This window comes from Caballeronia udeis, assembly GCF_001544555.2.
GTDB lineage: Bacteria > Pseudomonadota > Gammaproteobacteria > Burkholderiales > Burkholderiaceae > Caballeronia > Caballeronia udeis.
The window spans coordinates 108,077-130,920 of record NZ_FCOK02000004.1 but is presented as its reverse complement, the minus strand read 5'-3'; the positions used below and the strand labels follow the sequence as shown (position 1 = coordinate 130,920).

The following is a 22,844-nucleotide window of genomic DNA, read 5'->3' as shown; positions in this document are numbered from 1 at the left end:
CAGAAGAGGAACGGACCGGGGAAGCAACGCTTGCCTGAAGCATCGGGAAGTGCGCCGTCTCGCGACGGGCGGTGGTGGGAACAACTCCACTTTAGCGAGCGGCGCATTAACAAGGGGCATGGATCGCTGCGGTCCGCGTAAAGAAAGCGTTAACCGGGCATGGGCGCAGACGGGGGGGCAGAGGCAGGCGCCCCCGGAATGCCCTCGCGCACCAGCTTCGCGACACGCTGCGCAAACTCCTCGTCCTTCGTCGTGAACACCTCACGCTCGCCTGCCGGCGTGGTCACGTACATCCGGTAGATCACGTCCTGCGTAATCCACGACAAATACCCCACCACCGCAATCATCACGCCGAGCAGCAACGCCGGCCCCGAGCCGAGAATTCCACCCGTCACCGCGACGATCAGGCCGATCACGCCCAAGCCAATAGGCAAGGGTTTTTGCCGCGGCACCATCACCACCGTTGCGCCGAGCAAATCGCGTAACGGAAACAACTGGCCCGACGCACTCAGGCCAGCACGGGCAAATGTAATACCTCGTTCGTTGAAAGGGAGATTCTGTTGCATGGTTCGAAGTCTTGCCGGCGGGAAGAAAGGCGCAGATTAACAGACCCGCCCGACACGCCGCATCCAGCGGATCGTCGCACCAGAGTCGGGCGGATCCCCCCGGATCCCGCAAGCGGAAGCGGCCCGTTACATTTCGATACTTTCTTGTGCACGGTTGAGGTCGATTCGGACCCGGTTCGAGCGTCTAGTGGATGCAGCGCCTAACCGGAGACATTGATGAAATTCCTGTGCCTTATTTTCTTTGACGAACGGATGCTCGACGATCTTTCGAAACGGCAGTACGACGCATTGGTCGACGAATCCCTGGCGTATGACGAACGTTTGCGCGAGAGCCGCCATTTTATCGCGGCACAGGCGCTGCAGTCCGCCAGGGAAGCGGTCACGCTCAGGGTCCGTGGCGAGCATGTCTCGATCACGGACGGCCCGTTTGCCGAGACGAAGGAGCAGGTGGGCGGCTTTATCCTGGTCGAGGCACGAGACATGAATGAAGCCATGCGCGTGGCATCGGGCTTTCCCGGCGCGCGCCTGGGCGGAGTGGAAGTGCGTCCGGTCAAGGAGTTGCGCGCGTCATGGTCGGACGCATGAGTTGCACAACCTGAAAGGAGCCAACAATGCCAACGCTATTGAAAGACAGTCACGCGTTCAGCGGCTTTGCCGTGAAGGATCTGGCCGAAGCAAAGGCGTTCTACAGCGAGACGCTGGGCCTGAAGGTGACCAGCGGATCCATGGGCATTCTCAAGCTGCATCTGGCAGGCGGGAACAACGTGCTGGTCTATCCCAAGGCCAATCATGTGCCGGCGACGTACACGGTGCTGAATTTTCCGGTCGACAGCGTGGACCAGGCAGTCGAGACGCTGAGCGCGCAGGGTGTGCGTTTCGAGCACTACGACATGCCGAGTCTCAAGACCGATGCCAAAGGGATTTGCCGCAGCTCCGGAGGCCCGGTGATTGCCTGGTTCAAGGACCCGTCCGGTAACATTTTTTCGGTACTGGAAGAACGATAAAGCCACTGGCTACGTTCAAGCTTCCATTGTCGACTCACTGGAAACCAGCCGCAATTCGTCCGCAATGATTGCAATCAGCGCTTCCGCCGCCGCGCTCAACGGGCGTCGCGGATGGCTGATCCGCACGATATGGCGCACGATCCGCGGCGCAAGGATGGGATAGGCGCGCAGCGTGCCATGCCGCACTGCGCGCTCAACCACGATGCGCGGAAGGATCGTCGCAAAGCGCGTGCTTTCCACCAGCCTGACGATCGTGCTGAGCACGTCGATCTCGAAGCGCGGTGCGAGCAATACGTCTTCGTGCTGGGCGGCGGTATCGAGTACGCCGCGCAAGCCATGGCGCTTCGTGGGCAACACCAGTTCGAGTTCAGGAAGCTGCGCAAGCTCGATGGCGTGCGGCAGGTCAGGGCCATGCACGGCGCTGGTGACCAGCACCATCTCTTCATCAAGCAGGGGTTGTGAGTCGAGCGACAGCCGCGAGCGCGGTTTGTTGATCAGCGCGGCGTCGAGTTGTCCCCCCGATACCCAGTCGATAAACGTTGCGCTGTAACCGTCGGACACGGTCACTTCCACATGCGGGTAGCGAGCGTGAAACCGCGACAGCGAATCTGCCAGCACGCTCTCCGTCACCGACGCAATCAAGCCGATCGATACGTGCCCGGTCACCACTTCATCACGCTGCACCAGTTGCTGGCGCGCGTGCGCGAGGTCACGCATGATCGGCAGGAACAGGCGGTACATCAGGCGTCCCGCCGCGGTGGGCGCCATGCCGTGTGCGCCGCGGTCGAAGAGTTGCTGATGCAGTTCGTCCTCCAGCTTGGCGATCTGCATGCTCAGGGCCGGCTGCACGATGTTCAGCCGCTTGGCCGCCCGCGTGACCGAGCCATCCTCGAACAGCGCGATGAAATACTGAATCTGCTTCAGGTCCATTTCGGGTCCATTTCGGTCGGCTCGGTTCAGCTCAGTTCATTAAAGACAGCGGATAGCGGCCCGGCAGCAGGCCATCAGTAAGTCTAATGAGGGAGCAATTATTTATCAGATTCCCGGCCGGCGGGTAGTGCGCCCAAGTCCCATGCTATTGATATTCCACTAACGAAACACTTACATCGGGGCAAATACGGATATCACGGGTACTGATCGAACGCATCAAAAAACAGTATTAGAAGTTATATCGCGTTCTCGTTACGCTTCATTTCAGAAATGATGGAGACGCAGATGAACCAACGTGACGCCGCAACGAACGGTACCGCATCAACCCAACCCGCGCCGAAATTTGCCGGCGCGCTGTCGCTGCGCGGCTGGCTCGCCCACCTGTCCGCCACCGGCCGTCTGGCGACTATTGCCAGGCCGGTTTCCCTGAAACACGAACTCGCGGCAGTGGCGAAGCGGCTCGACGGCAAGCAAGCGGCGGTGTTCCTGGCGCCCGGCGGTCACGCCATGCCGGTGGTCAGCGGTTTCATGTCCCGGCGCGCGTGGATTGCCGAAGCCATGGGCGTGCCCGAGAAAGACCTGCTGCAACGTTTCCGCGATGCAGCCGACCATCCGCTGCCGTGGAAGGAAGTGCCCGCTGGTGAAGCAGCCTGCCAGCAGGTCTTGCATACCGACGACATCAACCTTCACGCGTTGCTGCCGATCCCCACTCATAGCGAACACGACAACGGTCCGTACATTACGGCAGGGCTCGTGATTGCGCGTAATCCCCGCACCGGCGTGCAGAACGTCTCGATCAACCGTATCCAGGTTCACGCCCGCGATCGCATGGCGATCCTGCTGCTGCCGCGCCATCTGTATGCGTTCCAGAAGGCAGCCGAAGCCGCTGGCGATGCACTCGATATTGCGGTGGCGATCGGCGTCGATCCGCTGACCATGCTCGCATCCCAAGCCATTTCTCCCATCGATTTCGACGAACTGGAGATTGCCGGCGCACTGCACGGGGCACCCTTGCCGGTCGTCAAATGCGTCACGAACGATGTGCGCGTACCGGCGTTCGCGGAGATCGTGATCGAGGGTCGCATCCTGCCGGACGTGCGTGAAGCGGAAGGACCGTTCGGTGAATTCCCGAAGTACTACAGCGCTCAGGAAGCGCGCGAAGTGATCGAGGTGACGGCGGTCACGCATCGGAAGAATCCGGTCTATCACACGATCGTGCCAGCCGAAATGGAGCACTTGCTGCTGGGCGGAATTCCCCGCGAGGCGACGCTTTTATCGCACCTTCAGCGCAGTCACCCCGGCGTGACCGACGTGCATCTTTCGGTAGGCGGCGTGTGCCGTTATCACCTGTGGGTGCAGTTCGCGAAGAAGCGCGAGGGCGAGGCGAAGAACGTGATCCTGTGTGCATTCGGCGCGCATTACGACATCAAGCAGGTCGTGGTGGTGGACACCGACGTAGACATTCATGATCCAGCCGAAATTGAATGGGCGGTCGCCACGCGGTTCCAGGCGGACCGCGATCTTGTGTTGATCGAAGGCGCGCAAGGCTCGCCGCTGGACCCGTCGACAACCGTCGGTCATCCCGACGACGCACCCCCGCATCTGCAGGGCATCAGCACGAAGATGGGTCTCGACGCCACGCGGCCGGTGATGTATTCGGGCCATGTGTTCACCCGCGTGCGGATTCCAGGCTACGACGCAGTCGACCTGGAAGCGCTCGTCGCCGCCGACAACGCCGGCTTCGACAGCTATCTGAGCGACAGGGAATGAGCGCCGATCAAAAGCCGCGCCTGGTCGTCGGCATTTCAGGGGCGAGCGGCGCTGTCATCGGCGTGCGGCTGCTTGCCGCGCTGCGCCGGATCGGCACGCACGAGACGCATCTGGTCGTGTCGGCGTCGGGGGCGGTGACCGCGGCGCAGGAGCTTGGCATCACGCGCACCGATCTGGATGCGCTGGCGGATGTCGTGCATAACATACGCGATGTCGGCGCATCGATTGCGAGCGGTTCGTTTGTGACGAGCGGCATGGTCGTGGCTCCGTGTTCGATGAAAACGCTGGCCGCCGTGGCCAATGGTTTTGCCGACAACCTGCTCACGCGCGCAGCCGACGTCATGCTGAAAGAGCGGCGCCGGCTCGTGCTGGTGGCGCGCGAAACGCCGCTGAATCTTGCGCACTTGCGCAACATGACCATGGCGACGGAAATGGGTGCGATCGTGATGCCGCCGGTCCCGGCGTTCTATGCACATCCGAAGACCATTGAAGACGTTGTCGACCATACCGTCGGCCGGATTCTCGATCTGTTCAGTATCGAGCACAGCGAAATAACCCGGCGCTGGAGCGGTCTTGCCGATGAGTTCGGCACCAGGCGCAACGAAGGAGCAGACGAATGAATCAGCGCGAACAGACCGGTTTCTCCGGTGCCGACGCGCGCGCACCCGAAGCGGTCGAACTGGTGCAGGAGGCGCTGCCGCCAAAGCCCAGAACCACTCACGTCGGGAAGTCCCTCGAACGCTTCGAGGACCCCGCGATCCTGACTGGCCGCGGCCGCTATGGCGACGACTTGGGGATCAAGCCGGGCACGCTGCACGCAGCGGTCCTGCGCTCGCCGCACGCCCATGCCGAGCTGATTTCCATCGATACGACGGCCGCGCTCGCATACGAAGGCGTGCGGGCGGTCCTGACGCGTGACGACCTCGCTGCGTGGTCCCGGCCGTTCGTGGTCGGCGTGAAGTCGAAGATGGAGCAGTGGGCGCTCGCGACGGATCGCGTGCGTTACGTCGGCGAACCAGTGGCGGTGGTGATGGCACAAACGCGTGCGCTGGCCGAAGACGCACTCGACCTGATCAAGGTGGAATACAAGACGCTGGACCCGGTCACGTCGATAGAAGGCGCGCTCAAAAGCGATGCACCCGTACTGCATGCGAACGTCCAGACCAATGTGATCAGCGACCGCAGCTTTCGCTACGGCGAGCCCGAGGCGGCATTCAGGAACGCGCCGCATCGCGTGAAGCTCGAAGCGCACTATCCGCGCAATACCTGCGCGCCGATCGAATGCGGGGTGGTCATCGCCGAATATCTTTCGGGTGACGAAGGGTATGACGTGACCTCGAATTTCATGGGGCCGTTCTCGCTGCACGCGGTGATGGCGCTCGCGCTGAACGTGCCGGCCAACCGCCTGCGTCACAAGGCGCCGCGCGATTCGGGCGGCAGCTTCGGCGTGAAGCAGGCGGTGTTCCCGTACGTGGTGCTGATGTGCCTGGCCTCGCGCAAGGCGAACGCGCCGGTGAAATACGTGGAAGACCGGCTTGAACACCTGAGCGCGGCGACCTCCGCCACGGCGCGATTGACCACGCTCGAAGCGGCCGTGGAAAACGACGGCCGGATCACCGCGCTCAACTACGACCAGATCGAGGATTGCGGCGGTTATCTGCGCGCGCCCGAGCCTGCCACGTTTTATCGTATGCACGGCTGTTTAACGGGTGCCTATGCCATTCCCGCGCTGCTGGTGCGCAACAGGGTTGTACTGACCAACAAGACGCCTACCGGCCTCGTACGCGGTTTTGGCGGTCCACAAGTTTATTTCGCGCTCGAACGCCTGGTGCAACGCATCGCGATCGAGTTGAAGCTTGATGTGCTCGACGTGTACCGGCGCAATTTCGTTCCCGCCGATGCCTTCCCTTATCGTGCGGCGGCGGGCGCATTGCTGGACTCCGGCAACTATCAGGAAGCGTTGAGGCGCTCGCTCGCCGAGGGCGGTTACGACGAGCTCAAGGCACGCCGCGAAGCCGCGCGCAAGGAAGGCCGTTTATACGGCATCGGCTTTGCGGCAATTGTCGAACCGTCGGTATCGAACATGGGCTACATCACGACCGTGATGCCCGCTGAGGCACGCAAGAAGGCCGGACCCAAGAGCGGCGCGATTGCGAGTGCGACGGTCAGCGTCGATCTGCTCGGCGGCGTGGTCGTGACGGTCGCGTCGACACCGGCGGGGCAGGGCCACATGACCGTGTGCGCGCAAGTGGTGGCGGATGTGCTCGGGCTCGCGCCGCACGAGATCGTGGTGAACGTGGAGTTCGATACGCACAAGGACGCGTGGTCGGTGGCGGCGGGCAACTATTCAAGCCGCTTTGCCGGCGCCGTCGCGGGCACGGTGCATCTTGCGGCCATGCGGGTGCGGGACAAGCTGGCGCGCATTGTTTCGTCGCAGCTTGGCTGCCGGCCCGAGGACATTTGCTTCGAGGACGGCCGCGTGTATGCAAAGGGCGCTGAAGACCGCGCAATGCCCTTTGGCCGCGTCGCGAGCAACGCCCCGCATTGGGCGCCCGCGTTACTGCCCGAAGGTGAAGAACCAGGGTTGCGGGAGACGGTGTTCTGGACGCCGGAAAACATGGATGCGCCCGATGAACAGGACCGCATCAATACATCGGCGGCATATGGTTTTGCGTTCGATATGTGCGGCGTTGAGGTGGACCGCGCAACGGGGCGCGTGCGGATCGACCGCTATGTGACCGCGCACGATGCCGGCACGTTGCTGAACCCCGCGCTCGCCGACGGCCAGATTCGCGGCGCGTTTGCGCAGGGACTCGGCGCGGCGCTGATGGAAGAGTTCCGCTATGGCGCCGACGGCAGTTTCCAGTCCGGCACGCTCGCCGATTACCTGATGCCGACCACGTGCGAAGTGCCCGATCCGGTGATCATCCATCTGGAGACGCCGTCGCCTTTCACGCCTCTTGGCGCCAAGGGACTGGGCGAGGGCAACAACATGAGCACACCGCCATGCGTTGCGAACGCGGTGGCCGACGCGCTCGGCGTAGATGACATCCGTTTGCCGCTCACGCCTTCGAACGTGATGGCGCTGATCGGTATCGACGACCCTGAGCCTTCGCGGCCCGAGTTCCGCGAGACGCAGCAGAAGCGGCCGACCCTGCCCGGCGGCAAGGCGCTGACCGCGCAGGGCAGCGTGGATCTCGCTGCATCGCCGGAAGCGATCTTCGCGGTGCTGCTCGATCCGGACGCGCTCGCCAAGGTGATCCCCGGTTGTCATGCGCTGGAAGCTACAGGCGAGAACGCGTACCGCGCGGATGTGACCGTGGGCGTGGGCATGATCAAGGCGCGCTTCGAAGCGGAGATCACGCTGTCAGATCTCGACCCGCCGCACCGGTTGCGGCTGGCCGGCGCGGGCATGTCGTCGCTTGGCAGCGCGCGCGGTAATGGCCTGGTGGAGCTCACGCCCGTTGCTACCGGTACGCGGCTTACCTACGACTACGAGGCACAGGTCTCGGGCAAGGTCGCAGCCGTGGGCGGACGAATGCTTGAGGGCGCGGCGAAGGTCGTGCTGCGCCAGCTGTTTGAGTCGCTGGGACGTCAGGCGGCGGGCAAGCCCGTAAGAACCGGCGGTTCGTGGCTCGGCAGGCTCGTTGCACGCTTCAGGAGGAAGTCATGAAACCGGCGCCATTCGATTATCTGCGCGCCGCTTCCTCGCACGACGCGCTCGAGGTCCTCGCCCAAATCGGCGAAGACGCACGCATCCTCGCGGGTGGCCAGTCGCTGATGGCCGTGCTGAACATGCGGCTTGCGCAACCACGGGTGCTGATCGATATCTCTCGTACCGAGGATCTTGATCGCGTGGGTATCGACGACGGTCATCTTGTGGTGAGCGCGGCCGCCACACAAGGCAGTGTGGAATGGCGTCCGTCATTGCAGAACGAAGTGCCCTTGCTCGCGCTCGCGTTCCCGCATATCTCGCATTTTCAGATCCGCAATCGCGGCACCGTATGCGGTTCGATTGCGCATGCCGACCCCAGCGCGGAGCTGCCGCTGGTGCTCTCGGTACTGGGTGGCGACGTGATGTTGCGATCGAAGAAACGCAAGCGCGTGCTCAAGGCCGGGGATTTTTTCCAGGGCATGTTGATGACTGCACGCGAGCCCGACGAACTGGTGGAAGGCGTTCGGTTCCCGTTGAAGCGAGCCGGCGAGCGATACGCCTTCACCGAATTTTCAGCCCGCCACGGGGACTTCGCGGTGGTCGCGTGCGCCACCGTGGTCACGGATACATCGATCAGGATCGCGGTCGGCGGCGTGGCGGACCGGCCGGTGGTCGAGCAATGGCCAAGGCTGCACGGCGATGATTTGCGCGCCGCGCTGAACGACTTGAGCTGGAAGCTGAATGCGCAGGACGACACCCATGTCAGCGCAACTTACAGACGCCATCTGGTGCGGCAACTCGGATGGCGCGTGATAGAGGAGGCAAAGTGAGCAAGACATCATCCACCACGCTACAGCGCGGTGAGCGCCGGCGAATCACCGTGACGCTCAACGGACGGGAGCGCGCCGGCTATTGCGAATCGCGCGACCTGCTGTCCGACTTCGTGCGTCATGAACTGGGCGCGACCGGAACGCACGTGGGTTGCGAACATGGTGTGTGCGGCGCGTGCACCGTGCACGTGGATGGCGTGGCGGCACGGTCATGCCTGATGCTGGCGGTGCAGGCAGAGGGGCGCCGGGTGGACACGGTCGAAGGTCTCGCACCTGACCAAACGCTTGGCGATCTGCAACGGGCGTTTCAACGTCATCACGCATTGCAGTGCGGCTTCTGCACGGCGGGCATCCTGATGTCGTGTGCGGACTATCTCAAGCGAGTCCCCGACCCGACGGAAACGCAGGTACGCGAGATGCTGTCGGGGCATCTGTGCCGGTGTACAGGCTACACGCCGATCGTGGCAGCGGTGCTGGATGTAGCGGCACAGCGTAATGAGTGCAGCGACGGGAGCAGCAAGGAGAGCAGCAAGGAGAGCAGCAAGAAGGAGCCGGAGCATGCTTGATCTCGGCCGGACCTTTTTGCAAAGCGTTGAGCGCAGCCCCAACACGCTTGCCCTAGTGGATGGAGACGTCCGGCTGACTTATGCGCAGTGGCACGAAACCATCCTCAAGGCAGCCGGCGGTTTGCGCAGGCTGGGTCTCGTACGCGGCGACCGCTTGCTCGTGGTGCTGCAAAACCGCTGGGAAATGGCAACGCTGCATTGGGCCTGCCAGTTCGCGGGCATTGTCATGACGCCGTTGAACTGGCGCGCGAAGCCGGAGGAACTCGACTATTGCGTGACCGATGCGGGTGCGAAAGCGGTCGTATTCGAACCGGTTTCCGCCGATGCGGTCTACGCAAGCGAGGCGGCGCAGAAGCTGCCGCGTGTCGCGTTGGACGATGCCCTCGGCACGACTTCGTTCGATGCGTTGCTGAGGGGGCATACGGCGAGCGGCACAACGGAAGCCACGGCCGAGGACGTATCGCTGATCCTCTATACCTCCGGCACAACGGGCAAAGCGAAGGGCGTGCCGCGCCGTCACCGGCATGAGCGCGCTGCTGCACTCGCGCACGTGGCGCAAAACCTCTACCGCTACGGTGAACGCACGCTTGGCGTCATGCCGCTGTATCACACCATGGGCGTGCGTTCGCTTCTCGCCATGGCGCTGGTCGACGGCCTGTTCGTTTGCATACGGCGCTGGAACGGGCCCCAGGCGCTCGAGTCGATCAGCTCGTTCGAACTCACGTGCCTGTATCTCGTGCCCACGCTTTATCACGACCTGCTGGCCGCTCCCGGCTTCGCGGGCGCAAACATAGCCTCGGTGACCAAGCTCGGCTTTGCCGGCGCACCCATGAGCGACGGCTTGCTGAAACGCCTGTCGGCTGCATTCAAGCCCGAGCTGTTCGTGAACCACTACGGATCATCCGAGGTGTACACGTTCAGCATCGACCAGGACGCCACACGCAAACCGGGCAGCGCGGGACGCGCGGGTATCAACACACGGTTGCGCGTGGTGAAGCTGGATGCGGTCTCGTCGGCCGATCTCGCGGCCGTGCACGAGGAAGGCCAGATCATTGCGGACCTGCTCGGCGACGAAGCATTCGAAGGTTACTGGAATCGTCCGGACGCGAACGCGAAGTCCTTGCGCGACGGCTGGTATTTCACCGGCGACACGGGTTTCTTCGACCAGGACGGTGACCTCTTCGTGAGCGGCCGGGTAGACGACATGATCATCAGCGGCGGAGAAAACATCTCGCCCGTGGATATTGAATCGGTGTTGTCGCTGCATCCCGCCGTGGACGAAGCGGCGGTCGCGGGCGTGAAAGACGAGCGTTGGGGACAACGCGTGGTCGCGTTCATCAAGCGTCGTGACTTCGTCGATGCCCGTACGCTCGACGCCTGGTGCCGTGAGTCGGATCTCGTGAATTTCAAGCGCCCGCGCGACTATGTTTTTGTCGACGAGATTCCGAAGTCGCCAGTCGGCAAGATTCTGCGCCGCAAATTATCCGCAGGCGAATATGACATCGACACCACGAACAACCCTACTGAAACAACGAAGGAGTAACCGATGACTGACTTGACCCATCGCGGCCAGACGCTGTTGCAGGACCTGGACGGCTTCTCGATCGAAGTCGATGAAACCCGCGAGCGTGCCGACATCATCTTGCATCGTCCGCCGCTCAATGTCATTTCCATGCACGCACGCGACCAGTTGCGCGCGGCGTTCGAAGCGCTCGACGAAGATGAGCGCGTGCGCGTGATCGTGGTTCGCGCCAACGGCGAGCATTTCTCGAGCGGCGGCGACATCAAGGGTTTCCTCGAAGCATCGCCGGAACATGTGTCGAAGCTGGCGTGGAATATCGCGGCGCCCGCTCGCTGCTCGAAGCCGGTGATTGCGGCGAACCGCGGCTTCTGCTTCGGCGTGGGCTTCGAGTTGTCGCTCGCCTGTGACTTCCGCATTGCGACCGACACGACCTTCTATGCACTGCCGGAACAGAAGCTGGGCCAGATCCCGGGTTCGGGCGGGTCGGCGCGCCTGCAGCAGATGGTGGGTATTGGCAGGACCAAGGACATTGTGATGCGTTCGCGCCGGATCCCCGGCAAGCAGGCGTACGAGTGGGGCATTGCGGTGGAGTGCGTCGCGGACGCGCAACTGGAAGCCACGACCGATGCACTCGTCGATGAACTGCGCGCGTTCTCGCCACTCGCACAACGCACGGCCAAGAAGCTGCTCAATGACACGGAAGATGCGCCGCTCTCGATTGCTATCGAACTTGAAGGGCACAGCTATAGCCGGCTGCGTACATCGGATGATTTCCGTGAAGGCGTGGAAGCATTTCACAGCAAACGCAAGCCGGTGTTTCGAGGTAGCTGAAGACTGCAGCACACCATAAGCAACCCATCTTGCATGGGACCGCATCAAAATTGCATGGGACCGGAGTAAGTGCGAAAGCACCAACTCCGGTCGACCGCATCAAAATTGCATGGGACCGGAGTAAGCGCTAAAGCGCCAACTCCGGTCGACAAGGGAGACGGGCATGGAGGCGTTCGACTACGTGATCGTGGGCGGCGGGTCGGCGGGGTGCGTGCTCGCGCACCGGCTGTCGGCCGTGCCGTCGTTGCGTGTCGCGTTGATCGAAGCGGGCGCGGATACGCCGCCGGGACGAGTGCCCGAAGCGATCCTCGACAGCTACCCCATGCCGGTGTTCTGCGGCGACACCTACATCTGGCCCGCGCTGAAAGCGCGCGCCACGAAACAGGCGGCCGAGCGAGTGTACGAGCAGGGCCGCGTGATGGGCGGCGGCTCGAGCATCAACGTCCAGTCGGCGAATCGCGGTTTGCCGCGCGACTACGACGACTGGGCCGCGAACGGTGCGGCAGGTTGGAGCTGGGACGACGTGCTGCCGTACTTTCTCAAGCTCGAACGCGACGTGAATTTTCCCGATGCCGAGTTGCATGGCCGCAGTGGACCGGTTGCCATCCGCCGCATCATGCCGCACGACTGGCCGCCTTTCTGCCATGCATTCGCGAACGGCCTGCGCAAGAATGGACTGCCCCTGTTGGAAGACCAGAATGCGGAATTCGGCGATGGTGTTTTCCCCGGCGCGTTCTCGAATCTCGACGACCGGCGCGTGACCACCGCGACCGCCTACCTCGATGCGACGACGCGCAAACGGCCGAACCTGTCGATCTTCGCGAACCTGAACGTCGAGCGCATTGTGATGGAAGGTCTCACGGCGAAAGGGGTGACAGCGATCGCGGCCAATGGTGAGCGTGTGCGATTCGACGCGCGTGAGGTGATTGTTGCGGCCGGTGCGTTGCAGTCTCCGGCCATGTTGCTGCGCGCGGGTATCGGCGGCATGGCGGATCTCGATGCACTCGGCTTGCGTTGCGCGATCGACCTGCCCGGTGTGGGGCGCAACCTGCAGGATCATCCGTCCCTGACGTTCTGTCACTTCCTTGAACCCCGGTTCAGGATGCCGCTCACGCGGCGCCGCGCAAGCATGACGGCTGCGCGCTTTACATCGGGCGTCGAGGACTGCGATACCTCCGACATGTATTTATCGAGCGCCACCCGCGCTGCGTGGCATGCGCTGGGCAACCGCCTCGGCTTGTTTTTCCTCTGGTGCAACCGGCCGTATTCGCGCGGCCGCGTGCAACTGGTTTCCCCTGACGCCGCTGTCGCACCGCGCGTGGACCTGAACCTGCTCGACGACGAACGCGACACCGCGCGCCTCGCCGCGGGCATCTGCTTGCTGGCGAACGTGGTTGAAGCATCAGGCCTGAACCGTGACCCGCGCGACTTCTTCCCGGCTGCATTTTCGCCGCGTGTGAAGGCGCTCAGTCGCGTGAGCAAGACCAACGCGTTCGTGACGTCGCTGCTCGGCGCAATGCTCGATACGCCTGCGCCGCTGCGCCGTTTGCTGATCGAGCAATTCTTCACACGCGGCAAGGACATGGCGTCCCTGCTGGCCGACGAGCAGGCGCTGCACGCGTTTATCCGCGCGAATGTATTCGGCGTATGGCACGCAAGCGGTACGTGCCGGATGGGTCCGGCGAGCGATCGCCATGCTGTGGTCGATACCCAGGGACGCGTGCACGGCGCGCAAGGCTTGCGCGTGGCGGACGCCTCGCTGATGCCGCGGCTGCCTTCGGCCAACACCAACATCCCGACCATCATGATCGCCGAGAAAATCGCCGACACGATACTGAGCACACAAGCGGGTTCTGGCGCGCAAGCGCAGCACCGGCACTCAATGCACTCAACCATTTCTTAACCGCCAACGAGAGCACGGCAGTCCGACGTGCCTAAAACACGGCGCCATTCAAGAGAGGGCGCCGCGACCTTCAAGGAGATGACAATGTCCGTAGCAGCACAGGAAAGCGCCGCCGCACCCGAAGTAAACACGCGACAGGTGATGGGCGCAGTAGTGGCGTCATGCCTTGGTTGGGCACTCGATCTATTCGATCTGTTCGTGCTGTTGTACGTGGCTCCCGTGGTCGGCCGGCTGTTCTTTCCGTCCGAACACGCCATGCTCTCGCTGGCAGCGGTCTACGCGTCGTTTGCGGTGACCCTGCTGATGCGTCCGCTCGGCTCCGCGTGGTTCGGTTCCTACGCGGACCGGCACGGCCGCAAGGGCGCGATGATTCTCGCCGTGGTCGGGGTGGGGATATCGACTGCGCTTTTCGGCGCCTTGCCTACCGTTGCGCAGGTCGGTCTGGCAGCGCCGGTCCTGTTCCTCGTGTTGCGGCTGGTGCAGGGGGTGTTCGTGGGTGGGGTGGTAGCGTCCACGCATACCATCGGCACGGAATCGGTTGCGCCGAAGTATCGCGGCGCGGTGTCCGGGCTCATCGGCGGTGGCGGTGCGGGTCTGGGCGCCTTGCTCGCTTCCATCGTATTCCTGACCATGTCGTCAATCTTTCCAGGCGCGCTCTTTGACGCATGGGGCTGGCGTTGCATGTTCTTCACCGGGATCATCAGTTCGGTGCTCGGGCTGTTTGTGTTCAACAGCCTCGAAGAGTCGCCGCTGTGGAAAAAGCTGGCGGCGGAGAAGGCCGCGAAGGCGGCATCACGCGATATGTCCGCACCGGTGGAAGTCATTCGCTCGCCGATCAGGACGCTGTTTTCGCGGGACTATCGCGGCATCCTGTTCGTGAACCTGCTGCTCACGATTGGCGGCGGCAGCGGTTATTACCTGACCTCGGGTTACCTGCCGACCTTCCTGAAGGTGGTCAGCCACGTGCCCAATGGCGCCGCCGCTGCCATCCTGATGATAGCAAGCGTGGGGGTACTTGCTGCATCGGTGGCGGCGGGGCACCTGAGCACGTTCATCGGCCGCAAGACCGCGTTCATCTGGATCGGGCTGGTGCGCCTGTTCGCGCTGCCTGCGTTGTTCCTCCTGTTGCCCACCGCGCCAAGCATCACGATGATCGGCGTTTATGCGGTCGTGTTGAGCGCGCTCGGCAGCGCCGGTTATGCACCTATCCTGATCTTCCTGAACGAGCGTTTTCCGACTGCGATCCGCGCGACCGGAACGGGGCTCTCGTGGAATATCGGCTTTGCAATTGGCGGCATGATGCCGACCGCTGTCTCGCTGGTGGCGAAGGACCCCGGCGAGTTGCCGATGACGCTTGCGATCTTCGTTGGCGTGATCAGCGTGATCTTTCTTGCGGGTGCGTTCATCGTGCCGGAGACGCTCGGCAAGCTCGAGAATCGTCTGGCGCGTGCGGGCTGATGTTTCCTGAACTGACCTTGCGGCTCAACGGGACGCGGCGGTCGTGGTCACGCGACGGATGTTGTCGGTGATGATTTCAATGAGTGCATTCGTCGCGGCGCCAATCGGCCGCTTCGGGTGACTCACGCACACGATATGCCGCACGATTCCCGGAGACGCAATGCGGTAGGCGCGCAGCAGGCCGTCATCCACCTTCCGCTGGACAACAACGCGCGGCAGGATCGTGGCCACGTTGCTCTGTTCGACGAACTGCACGATCGTGTTCAGCAGATCGATTTCAAACTTCGGCTTGATCACAATGTCCGCGTTGAGAAGCGCGGCATCCAGCACGCCGCGCAGGCCGTTGCGCCGGGTGGGCAGCACGAGTTCCAGGTCACCGAGTTCGGCCAGGTCGATTGCATCGGGCATCGGTCGTCCGTGGATGACGCTCGTGACCAGCACCATCTCTTCGTCGAGCAAGGAGCGCGTGTCGAGCGACAGACGTCCGCGCGGCTTGTTAATGACCGCGGCGTCCAGGCGCCCGGTTTCGACCGCATCAATCAGTTGCGCGCTGAAACCGTCCGCCACCGACACTTCCACTTGCGGGAACAGCGCGTTGAAGGTGGCGAGCGATTCGGGCAGCACGCTCTCGGCTTCCGACGACACCATGCCGAGCGCCACGCGTCCGGTGACAATCACATCACTGCGGCTCAGTTGCTCGCGAGCGTGTTCGATATCGCGGATGATCGGCACGTAGAGCCGGTACATCAGGCGCGCGGCTTCGGTCGGCGTCATGCCATGGGGGCCGCGCTCGAACAACGGCTGATGAAGCTCTGCTTCGAGCTTTGATATCTGCATGCTGAGCGCCGGCTGAACGATGTTGAGCCGCTTCGCCGCGCGCGTGACTGAGCCGTCTTCGAACAGCGCGATGAAATAGTGAATCTGCTTCAGGTCCATGAACGGCGGCGGGTGATCCAAAGGACGAATGAGACCATAACCCTCCGCCCGATGCCAGCATGTTCGGGCGTTCATGAGACGACGCGCTCTGGCTGCGCAATGCGCAAAAAGCGTTCTGACGAGAGCGGCCAAGCGAACGAATCAGGGATTACCCCTATCAGCGATAGTGGTTTGCTTGTATATCGTGTTTTTACGAAATATACTTCGTTTCATTACGATTCCACCTAAACCGTTTTTCATGGATATCGACGCCATTCACAAGGCCCTGGCCAACCCGGTGCGACGCGAGATTCTCGTGTGGCTCAAGGAGCCCGAAGCTTATTTCAGCGAGCAGGAGTTGCCGCTCGCGAATGGCGTGTGCGCGGGCCAGATCGACGCGCGTTGCGGCATGTCCCAATCCACGGTGTCGGCTCATCTCGCCACGCTTCATAAGGCGGGCCTGGTGAGCTCAAAGCGGATCGGGCAGTGGATATTTTTCAAGCGCGACGAAGCGGTCATCCAGGCTTTTCTTGATCAGCTTCGTAACGGCCTCTGACCGGTGAGCTTGTCCATCGTGTTCCGGTTGCCGGATTCCCTTAGAACCTATTTAGGAATACTTTCAAATGCCCAATCTTTTTGACCCGCTCAAAGCCGGTGCCTTTAATCTTCGCAACCGCATCATCATGGCGCCGCTGACGCGTCAGCGCGCAGGCGTTGAACGTGTGCCAAACGCATTGATGGCGCAGTATTACGCCGATCGTGCAGCGGCAGGCATGATCCTGAGCGAAGCGACGTCGGTGACGCCGCAAGGCGTGGGTTACGCTGAAACGCCGGGGATCTGGTCGGACGAGCAGGTCGAAGGCTGGAAGCTTGTCACGAAGGCGGTCCATGACGCGGGCGGCACGATCCTGCTGCAACTGTGGCACGTCGGCCGGATTTCGGACCCTATCTTTCTCAATGGTGACCTGCCGGTGGCGCCGAGCGCGATCGCGGCGCAAGGGCACGTGAGCCTGGTGCGGCCGCAGCGTGAATTCGTGACGCCGCGAGCACTTGAGCTCGACGAAATCCAAGGGGTGGTTGAAGCGTTCCGAAAGGGCGCCGAGAACGCGAAGCTTGCCGGCTTTGACGGCGTTGAAGTGCACGGCGCGAACGGTTATCTGCTCGATCAGTTCCTGCAGGACAGCACGAACAAGCGCACGGACATCTATGGCGGCCCGATTGAAAACCGCGCTCGCCTGATGCTCGAAGTAGTTGATGCATGTATTGAAGTCTGGGGCGCTGACCGGGTCGGCATGCACCTCGCGCCGCGTGCCGATTCGCACACCATGGGCGACAGCGATCGCGCGGCGACGTTTGGTTATGTTGCACGTGAGTTGGGCAAGCGCAAGATCGCTTTCATCGCAGCACGTGAACGCGTTGGCGAGGATTCGATCGGACCGCAGTTGAAGCGGGCCTTCGGCGGCGTCTATATCGCTAACGAGAAGTTCACCAAGGAAAGCGCGCAGGCAGCGCTTGACCGCGGTGACGCCGACGCCGTTGCGTGGGGGCAGTTGTTTATCGCCAACCCGGATCTCGTGAAACGCTTCGAGAGCGATGCCGCGTTGAACGCGCCGATCCCCGAGACGTTCTATGCTCGCGGCTCGGAAGGGTACACGGACTACCCGATGCTCGAGACAATGGACTAAGCGCTCTGGTCTTGGCTTGCGGCAGCCGGTGGCTCCATAAGGAGTCACCGGCTGTTTTGTCTTGAGAGTCTTGCCCCGGAGAACCTCAGGGCAGACAGGCCTTGAGATACCTTGACGTATAGCTGCTGGTTTTCCCCCGCTTCACCACGTCTTCCGGCGTGCCGCTGACCACCATTTTGCCGCCTTCCTCGCCTGCGCCCGGTCCCATGTCGATGACCCAGTCGCTTTGGGCCGCGACCCGCATGTCGTGCTCGACCACGATCACGGTGTTGCCCGCATCGACCAGACCCTGCAATTGAATCAACAGGCGGTCGCTGTCCGTGGAATGCAGTCCGGTCGTGGGTTCATCCAGGATGTAAAGGGTCTCGCCCCGCTGCGCTCGCTGCAGCTCGGTCGCCAGCTTGATCCGCTGCGCCTCGCCGCCGGACAGTTCCGTGGCCGGCTGGCCCAGGCGCAAATAACCCAGTCCAATGTCCCTGAGTACGGTCAGCGCGCGCATGATCTGCGGCTCGCCGGCAAAGAAGGCGCATGCGGTGTCCACGGTCATCTGCAGCACGTCCGCAATGTTCTTTTTGTTCCATTCGATCTCCAGCGTCTCCGGGTTGTATCGCGTTCCCCCGCATGTTGAGCACGGTGCATACACGCTCGGCATGAACAGCAACTCGACACTCACGAAGCCCTCGCCCTCGCACGTCGGGCATCGGCCCTTCGCAACGTTGAACGAGAAACGGCCCGCGTCATAGCGCCGCCCGCGCGCCGTGGGTGTCTCCGCAAACAACTTGCGCACATGATCGAACAGACCGGTGTAGGTCGCGAGATTCGAGCGCGGCGTGCGTCCGATCGGCTTCTGGTCGACCCGTACCAGCCGCCGGATTCGCTCCATGCCGGCCGTTATTTCGCCACCGGTCGGAATGTCCTCGGCATCCAGCAACGGGTCGCTTTCCTCGTCCGTATCGGCCACGATCGGCCGTCCAAGCCGGTCTGCAACCAGCTCCGGCAGCGCCTGACTGACCAGGCTCGATTTACCCGAGCCCGAAATGCCCGTCACGGTCGTGAAGCAGCCAAGCGGGAAGGCTGCCTCCAGGTCCTGCAAGTTGTTGCGCGTCACGTTCTCAAGACGCAGCCAGCCGGTCGGCGTGCGCTTCGAACGCGGAGCCGGCCGGGAGTCGCCAAACAGATGCAGCCGCGTTTGCGATTCCTCGATGTCCGCCAGGCCGGCAGGCGGTCCGCTATAGACAATCTGGCCGCCCGCCGTGCCCGCAGCCGGGCCCACATCCACCAGCCAGTCCGCCCGGCGCATCATCTCCAGGTCGTGCTCGACCACGAACAGCGAATTGCCCGCGGCCTTCAGGCGCAGCAACGCGCTGAACAACGCTTCGCCGTCGGCGGGGTGAAGGCCGGCAGAGGGTTCGTCGAGGACATAGATCACCCCGAACAACTGCGATGCGAGTTGCGTCGCCAGCCGCAGCCGCTGCAACTCGCCCGACGACAAGGTCGGTGTGCCGCGGTCCAGCGCAAGATACCCCAGGCCAAGATCGATCAGCGTGGTCAGCCGTTCGAGCAACTCGCCTGCAATTCGTTGCGCTGCAACCTGCTTTTCCCTGGATTGATTCGTAGTCCGTCTGATATCGGGGGAGGCCTTGTGTTCCGCTCCGCCAGACGCGACCCGTCGCTCGACGGCCGCCCGCATCTCGTCGCGGCTCAATATTTCACCTGCCGACGCTGTTCCAGGCTCCGGCGTCTCGCCGCGGGCAATAGGGCGCAGCACGTCCGCAACCCGCGCAAGCGGCATCTGCGAAAACTCGCCTATATCGAGTCCCGCGAAGGTCACGGACAGCGCCTCGGGCTTCAGGCGCTTGCCATGACACGACGGACACGCACTGCTCACCATGAAACGAGACACGCGCTTTTTCATCAATGCGCTTTGCGTGTTGGCGAACGTGTGCAGCACGTAGCGCCGCGCGCCGGTAAACGTGCCCTGGTAGCTCGGCTCCGCGTGGCGCTTGAGCGCGGCTCGCGTCTCTTGCGGCGTCATGCCGGCATACACGGGAGCGGTTGGTGTCTCGTCCGTGAACAGGATCCAGTCGCGGTCCTTCTTCGGCAACTCGCGCCACGGTGTGTCGACATCGAACCCGAGCGTGACCAGGATGTCGCGCAGGTTCTGGCCATGCCACGCCGGCGGCCACGCGGCGACGGCACGCTCGCGGATAGTCAGCGAGTCGTCGGGCACCATCGATTGCTCGGTCACCTCGTAGACACGCCCCAGGCCGTGGCAGGTGGGGCAAGCGCCTTGCACCGTGTTCGGCGAGAAGTCTTCGGCGAACAGCATGGGTTGTTTCGCCGGGTACGTGCCGGTGCGCGAGTACAGCATGCGAACGAGGCTGGACAGCGTGGTTACGCTGCCCACCGACGAGCGCGCGTTGGGCGTGCCGCGTTGCTGCTGCAGCGCGACGGCGGGCGGCAATCCTTCGATGGAATCCACTTCCGGCACGCCCACCTGGTCGATGAGACGACGTGCATAGGGCGCCACGGATTCGAAATAACGGCGCTGCGCTTCAGCGTAGAGCGTGCCGAAGGCCAGCGACGATTTGCCCGATCCCGAGACGCCTGTAAAGACGACGAGCGCGTCGCGGGGAATGTCGACGTCGATGTTGCGAAGGTTGTGCTCGCGGGCACCCCGTACCCGCACGAAGCCGGCCCGGGAGGGATGGGCCGGCGTGGTTTCAGCTTTCTTGTTTCGATTCGTCATGCGCTTTAAAGCCGTTATGGGTCTGTTTGCTTGTACGGCATCAAGGGCATGTCGGGACATCATGCGCAGTCCCACGCCGCCTGGCCGCGCGAATTGCAGACAGTTTAAGGGGTTTGCATAAGCGTCTTGTGAAGGGGCGCTCGATCCGGCACCGGGCACTTGCCGCACGGAGCATGCCCACCTATTCATGCGCCGATATCCGCGATATTACCCGTGCGTCCTGAAGGATTTAAGCAACCGGGATTGAATCCGGTAATTAGCCTGTCATGTTTGCGTGGGCGAAGTAATTGTATTCACGCACGAGAACGAGACTGTCTTTGATTGCGAACGGTGATATGACGGCGTATCAAGTTCTTTAAATGTTGTTGAATAACATTCGCCACTGTCTTTGCCAGCAAAAACCGAATGGCGCAAGCCCCAGGGGAAAACATAAAGCGATTGCGTTTGAAGTTTTCTCCCCTAGACTATTGACTCGCCGGCCAGTGGATGGTGTCTGGATTATTTCGTTTCCTAAAATTATCGTGGTCATCATGCATAAACCAGCCGCGCATTGGCTTGCAGCATGGTTGCGAATATCAGTGAAAGGGAGCGATGTAGTTTCCCGCGATGTGGTTTCCCGATAACCGGCTGCGATCAAAGACGCATTACCTGAGATTTCATTGCCGCTTTTCTCTCAAAAGGATTAACGGTTTTCCGAACGTCACTCTTTCAAGCAGTCGATCATTTCTGGAGGTGTTGGATGGCAAAATCTACCAAGGCGGGTTCGCAGGAACAATCCAAGATCGCGGCGCTCAGCCCGTTCGAACTCAAGGACGAACTGATCAAGGCCGCCGGCGGCGGCGCGGTCGAGCGTCCCGCCAATGCGGCCATGCTCAACGCGGGCCGGGGCAACCCGAATTTCCTCGCCACCATTCCGCGCCACGGCTTCTGGCAACTCGGTCTCTTCGCCATGCGCGAGTCCGAGCGCTCGTTCGCCCACATGCCCGAAGGGCTGGGCGGCTTCCCCAAGCACGAAGGACTCGAAGAGCGCTTTGAAATTTTTGCACGCGACAACAAGGGCGTGGCCGGTATCGACTTCCTGCGCGGCGTGCTGTCGTACGTGCGCGACCAGCTGGGCCTTGACGGCGGCGAATTCCTGTACGAAATGTGCGAGGGTATTCTCGCGTCGAACTATCCGGTGCCGGACCGGATGCTGAAGCTGTCGGAAGTGATTGTCGCGCAGTACCTGAAGAAGGAGATGATCGGCAAGCACCCGTTCGTGGGCGACTTCGATATCTTCGCGACCGAAGGCGGCACCGCCGCCATGACCTACATCTTCAACACAATGCGCGAGAATCACCTGATCAAACCAGGCGACACCATCGCGCTAGGCTCACCCATCTTTACGCCGTACATAGAAATCCCGACGCTGAACGACTATCAGCTGAACGTGGTCAACCTGAACGCCGACGTGGAACTCGGCTGGCAATACTCGAAGAAGGAGCTCGACAAGCTGCGCGATCCGAAGGTGAAGGCTTTCTTCCTCGTGAATCCGAGCAATCCGCCTTCCGTCAAGATGAACACCGAGAGCCTGGAGTACATCGCCGGGATCGTAAAAGAGCGGCCGGACCTGATCCTCCTGACCGACGACGTGTACGGCACGTTCGCCGACGACTTCGTCTCGCTGTTCGCGCTGTGCCCGAAGAACACCATCCTCGTGTATTCGTATTCGAAGTATTTCGGCGCGACCGGCTGGCGGCTCGGCACCATCGCCATGCATCGCGAGAACGTGATCGACGACCTGATCCGCAAGCTGCCGAAGGAACAGCGCAAGGAGTTGCATGAGCGGTATGAATCCATCACCACCGAGCCGGAGAACCTGAAGTTCATCGACCGCCTGGTAGCCGACAGCCGTACTGTCGCGCTGAATCATACTGCAGGGCTTTCCACGCCGCAGCAGGTGCAGATGGTGCTGTTCTCGCTCTTCGCGCTGATGGACACCCCGGACGCCTACAAGAACGCGCTCAAGCGCCTGATTCGCAGCCGCAAGGAAGCGTTGTACCGGGAGATAGGCATCAGGTTCGACGACAGCGACGCGAACCAGGTCGACTACTACACCATCATCGACCTCGAATTCCTCGGCAATCGTGCGTATGGACCGGAGTTCGTCGCGTGGCTCTTCAAGAATACCGAGCCCTCCGAGTTGCTGTTCCGGCTCGCGAAGGAAGCCCGCGTCGTACTGTTGCCGGGACGCGGCTTCGGCACGCAACACCCGTCGGGGCGCGTGTCGCTCGCCAACCTCAACGAGAGCGACTACAGGGCGATCGGCCGCGCAATGCGCAAGCTGATGGTCGAATACGTCGAGCGCTATAACGCCGCCACGGGCAAGTCGCTCGATAAAAACAAGGTGCTCTGATTCTGATACGTCCGCGACGCCGGGTGCTTCAGGCGTCGAATAAAAAACGGGCCGCCGGGAATCAA

General features: G+C 62.3%; 18 protein-coding genes. 14 read left to right on the top strand and 4 right to left on the bottom strand.

Annotated features, from left to right (window positions below):
* Positions 1-149: 149 nt before the first annotated feature.
* Entirely contained in the window at positions 150-566 is a 417-nt protein-coding gene (locus tag AWB69_RS04845) for a DUF6232 family protein (RefSeq protein WP_062082734.1), read from the bottom strand.
* A 216-nt stretch (positions 567-782) separates the two neighbouring features.
* On the opposite strand from AWB69_RS04845, the gene AWB69_RS04840 reads away from it, so the two are divergent.
* Positions 783-1,151, top strand: a complete 369-nt coding sequence (locus AWB69_RS04840; protein WP_062082731.1) for a YciI family protein — start codon at positions 783-785, stop codon at positions 1,149-1,151.
* Between the two features lie 26 nt (positions 1,152-1,177).
* Positions 1,178-1,570, top strand: a complete 393-nt coding sequence (locus tag AWB69_RS04835) for a VOC family protein (RefSeq protein WP_062082729.1) — start codon at positions 1,178-1,180, stop codon at positions 1,568-1,570.
* A 15-nt stretch (positions 1,571-1,585) separates the two neighbouring features.
* Here AWB69_RS04835 and AWB69_RS04830 read toward each other — a convergent pair whose 3' ends face one another.
* Positions 1,586-2,500, bottom strand: a complete 915-nt coding sequence (locus AWB69_RS04830) for a LysR family transcriptional regulator (RefSeq protein WP_062082727.1) — start codon at positions 2,498-2,500, stop codon at positions 1,586-1,588.
* Positions 2,501-2,785: 285 nt separating this feature from the next.
* Between AWB69_RS04830 and AWB69_RS04825 the strand changes: the two genes are divergently transcribed.
* The 9 genes from AWB69_RS04825 (at position 2,786) to AWB69_RS04785 (ending at position 15,035) form a co-directional block, all read left to right on the top strand.
* Entirely contained in the window at positions 2,786-4,270 is a 1,485-nt protein-coding gene (locus tag AWB69_RS04825) for a UbiD family decarboxylase (RefSeq protein WP_197500166.1), read from the top strand.
* On the top strand, positions 4,267-4,890 hold the full coding sequence (locus tag AWB69_RS04820; RefSeq protein ID WP_062082723.1) for a UbiX family flavin prenyltransferase: 624 nt from the start codon (positions 4,267-4,269) through the stop codon (positions 4,888-4,890). The genes AWB69_RS04825 and AWB69_RS04820 overlap by 4 nt, the downstream gene beginning before the upstream one ends.
* Complete coding sequence (locus AWB69_RS04815; RefSeq protein WP_062082721.1) at positions 4,887-7,943, top strand: xanthine dehydrogenase family protein molybdopterin-binding subunit; 3,057 nt, start codon at positions 4,887-4,889, stop codon at positions 7,941-7,943. Before AWB69_RS04820 ends, AWB69_RS04815 begins: the two co-directional genes overlap by 4 nt.
* Positions 7,940-8,755, top strand: coding sequence for an FAD binding domain-containing protein (locus AWB69_RS04810; RefSeq protein ID WP_062082719.1), 816 nt, complete (start codon positions 7,940-7,942; stop codon positions 8,753-8,755). Before AWB69_RS04815 ends, AWB69_RS04810 begins: the two co-directional genes overlap by 4 nt.
* Complete coding sequence (locus AWB69_RS04805; RefSeq protein ID WP_062082717.1) at positions 8,752-9,321, top strand: (2Fe-2S)-binding protein; 570 nt, start codon at positions 8,752-8,754, stop codon at positions 9,319-9,321. The genes AWB69_RS04810 and AWB69_RS04805 overlap by 4 nt, the downstream gene beginning before the upstream one ends.
* Positions 9,314-10,864 (top strand): AMP-binding protein, encoded by a 1,551-nt coding sequence (locus tag AWB69_RS04800; RefSeq protein WP_062082715.1) that lies wholly within the window; start codon positions 9,314-9,316, stop codon positions 10,862-10,864. The genes AWB69_RS04805 and AWB69_RS04800 overlap by 8 nt, the downstream gene beginning before the upstream one ends.
* A gap of 3 nt (positions 10,865-10,867) precedes the next feature.
* On the top strand, positions 10,868-11,674 hold the full coding sequence (locus tag AWB69_RS04795) for an enoyl-CoA hydratase/isomerase family protein (protein ID WP_062082712.1): 807 nt from the start codon (positions 10,868-10,870) through the stop codon (positions 11,672-11,674).
* A gap of 163 nt (positions 11,675-11,837) precedes the next feature.
* On the top strand, positions 11,838-13,577 hold the full coding sequence (locus tag AWB69_RS04790; RefSeq protein ID WP_062082709.1) for a GMC family oxidoreductase: 1,740 nt from the start codon (positions 11,838-11,840) through the stop codon (positions 13,575-13,577).
* An 84-nt stretch (positions 13,578-13,661) separates the two neighbouring features.
* A complete protein-coding gene (locus AWB69_RS04785) occupies positions 13,662-15,035 on the top strand; it encodes an MFS transporter (protein ID WP_062082707.1) in 1,374 nt (457 codons plus the stop codon).
* A gap of 24 nt (positions 15,036-15,059) precedes the next feature.
* Here the strand turns inward: AWB69_RS04785 and AWB69_RS04780 are convergent, their stop codons facing one another.
* Positions 15,060-15,971, bottom strand: a complete 912-nt coding sequence (locus AWB69_RS04780; RefSeq protein ID WP_062082949.1) for a LysR family transcriptional regulator — start codon at positions 15,969-15,971, stop codon at positions 15,060-15,062.
* Positions 15,972-16,209: 238 nt separating this feature from the next.
* On the opposite strand from AWB69_RS04780, the gene AWB69_RS04775 reads away from it, so the two are divergent.
* Both AWB69_RS04775 and AWB69_RS04770 read left to right on the top strand, forming a co-directional pair.
* Entirely contained in the window at positions 16,210-16,506 is a 297-nt protein-coding gene (locus AWB69_RS04775) for an ArsR/SmtB family transcription factor (protein WP_062082705.1), read from the top strand.
* 67 nt (positions 16,507-16,573) lie between these two features.
* Entirely contained in the window at positions 16,574-17,635 is a 1,062-nt protein-coding gene (locus AWB69_RS04770) for an alkene reductase (RefSeq protein WP_062082703.1), read from the top strand.
* Between the two features lie 85 nt (positions 17,636-17,720).
* Here the strand turns inward: AWB69_RS04770 and AWB69_RS04765 are convergent, their stop codons facing one another.
* The gene (locus AWB69_RS04765; RefSeq protein WP_062082701.1) at positions 17,721-20,384 is read right to left on the bottom strand and encodes an excinuclease ABC subunit UvrA; all 2,664 of its coding nucleotides are present in this window, start codon (positions 20,382-20,384) and stop codon (positions 17,721-17,723) included.
* A gap of 739 nt (positions 20,385-21,123) precedes the next feature.
* Between AWB69_RS04765 and AWB69_RS04760 the strand changes: the two genes are divergently transcribed.
* Entirely contained in the window at positions 21,124-22,779 is a 1,656-nt protein-coding gene (locus tag AWB69_RS04760; protein WP_062082698.1) for a bifunctional aspartate transaminase/aspartate 4-decarboxylase, read from the top strand.
* Positions 22,780-22,844 lie beyond the last annotated feature (65 nt).

Excerpts from the sequence above, each read along its gene's own strand:
- AWB69_RS04845 (WP_062082734.1), bottom strand. The coding sequence starts at position 566 with ATGCAACAGAATCTCCCTTTCAACGAACGAGGTATTACATTTGCCCGT.
- AWB69_RS04840 (WP_062082731.1), top strand. The coding sequence starts at position 783 with ATGAAATTCCTGTGCCTTATTTTCTTTGACGAACGGATGCTCGACGAT.
- AWB69_RS04835 (WP_062082729.1), top strand. The coding sequence starts at position 1,178 with ATGCCAACGCTATTGAAAGACAGTCACGCGTTCAGCGGCTTTGCCGTG.
- AWB69_RS04830 (WP_062082727.1), bottom strand. The coding sequence starts at position 2,500 with ATGGACCTGAAGCAGATTCAGTATTTCATCGCGCTGTTCGAGGATGGC.
- AWB69_RS04825 (WP_197500166.1), top strand. The coding sequence starts at position 2,786 with ATGAACCAACGTGACGCCGCAACGAACGGTACCGCATCAACCCAACCC.
- AWB69_RS04820 (WP_062082723.1), top strand. The coding sequence starts at position 4,267 with ATGAGCGCCGATCAAAAGCCGCGCCTGGTCGTCGGCATTTCAGGGGCG.
- AWB69_RS04815 (WP_062082721.1), top strand. The coding sequence starts at position 4,887 with ATGAATCAGCGCGAACAGACCGGTTTCTCCGGTGCCGACGCGCGCGCA.
- AWB69_RS04810 (WP_062082719.1), top strand. The coding sequence starts at position 7,940 with ATGAAACCGGCGCCATTCGATTATCTGCGCGCCGCTTCCTCGCACGAC.
- AWB69_RS04800 (WP_062082715.1), top strand. The coding sequence starts at position 9,314 with ATGCTTGATCTCGGCCGGACCTTTTTGCAAAGCGTTGAGCGCAGCCCC.
- AWB69_RS04795 (WP_062082712.1), top strand. The coding sequence starts at position 10,868 with ATGACTGACTTGACCCATCGCGGCCAGACGCTGTTGCAGGACCTGGAC.
- AWB69_RS04790 (WP_062082709.1), top strand. The coding sequence starts at position 11,838 with ATGGAGGCGTTCGACTACGTGATCGTGGGCGGCGGGTCGGCGGGGTGC.
- AWB69_RS04785 (WP_062082707.1), top strand. The coding sequence starts at position 13,662 with ATGTCCGTAGCAGCACAGGAAAGCGCCGCCGCACCCGAAGTAAACACG.
- AWB69_RS04780 (WP_062082949.1), bottom strand. The coding sequence starts at position 15,971 with ATGGACCTGAAGCAGATTCACTATTTCATCGCGCTGTTCGAAGACGGC.
- AWB69_RS04775 (WP_062082705.1), top strand. The coding sequence starts at position 16,210 with ATGGATATCGACGCCATTCACAAGGCCCTGGCCAACCCGGTGCGACGC.
- AWB69_RS04770 (WP_062082703.1), top strand. The coding sequence starts at position 16,574 with ATGCCCAATCTTTTTGACCCGCTCAAAGCCGGTGCCTTTAATCTTCGC.
- AWB69_RS04765 (WP_062082701.1), bottom strand. The coding sequence starts at position 20,384 with ATGACGAATCGAAACAAGAAAGCTGAAACCACGCCGGCCCATCCCTCC.
- AWB69_RS04760 (WP_062082698.1), top strand. The coding sequence starts at position 21,124 with ATGGCAAAATCTACCAAGGCGGGTTCGCAGGAACAATCCAAGATCGCG.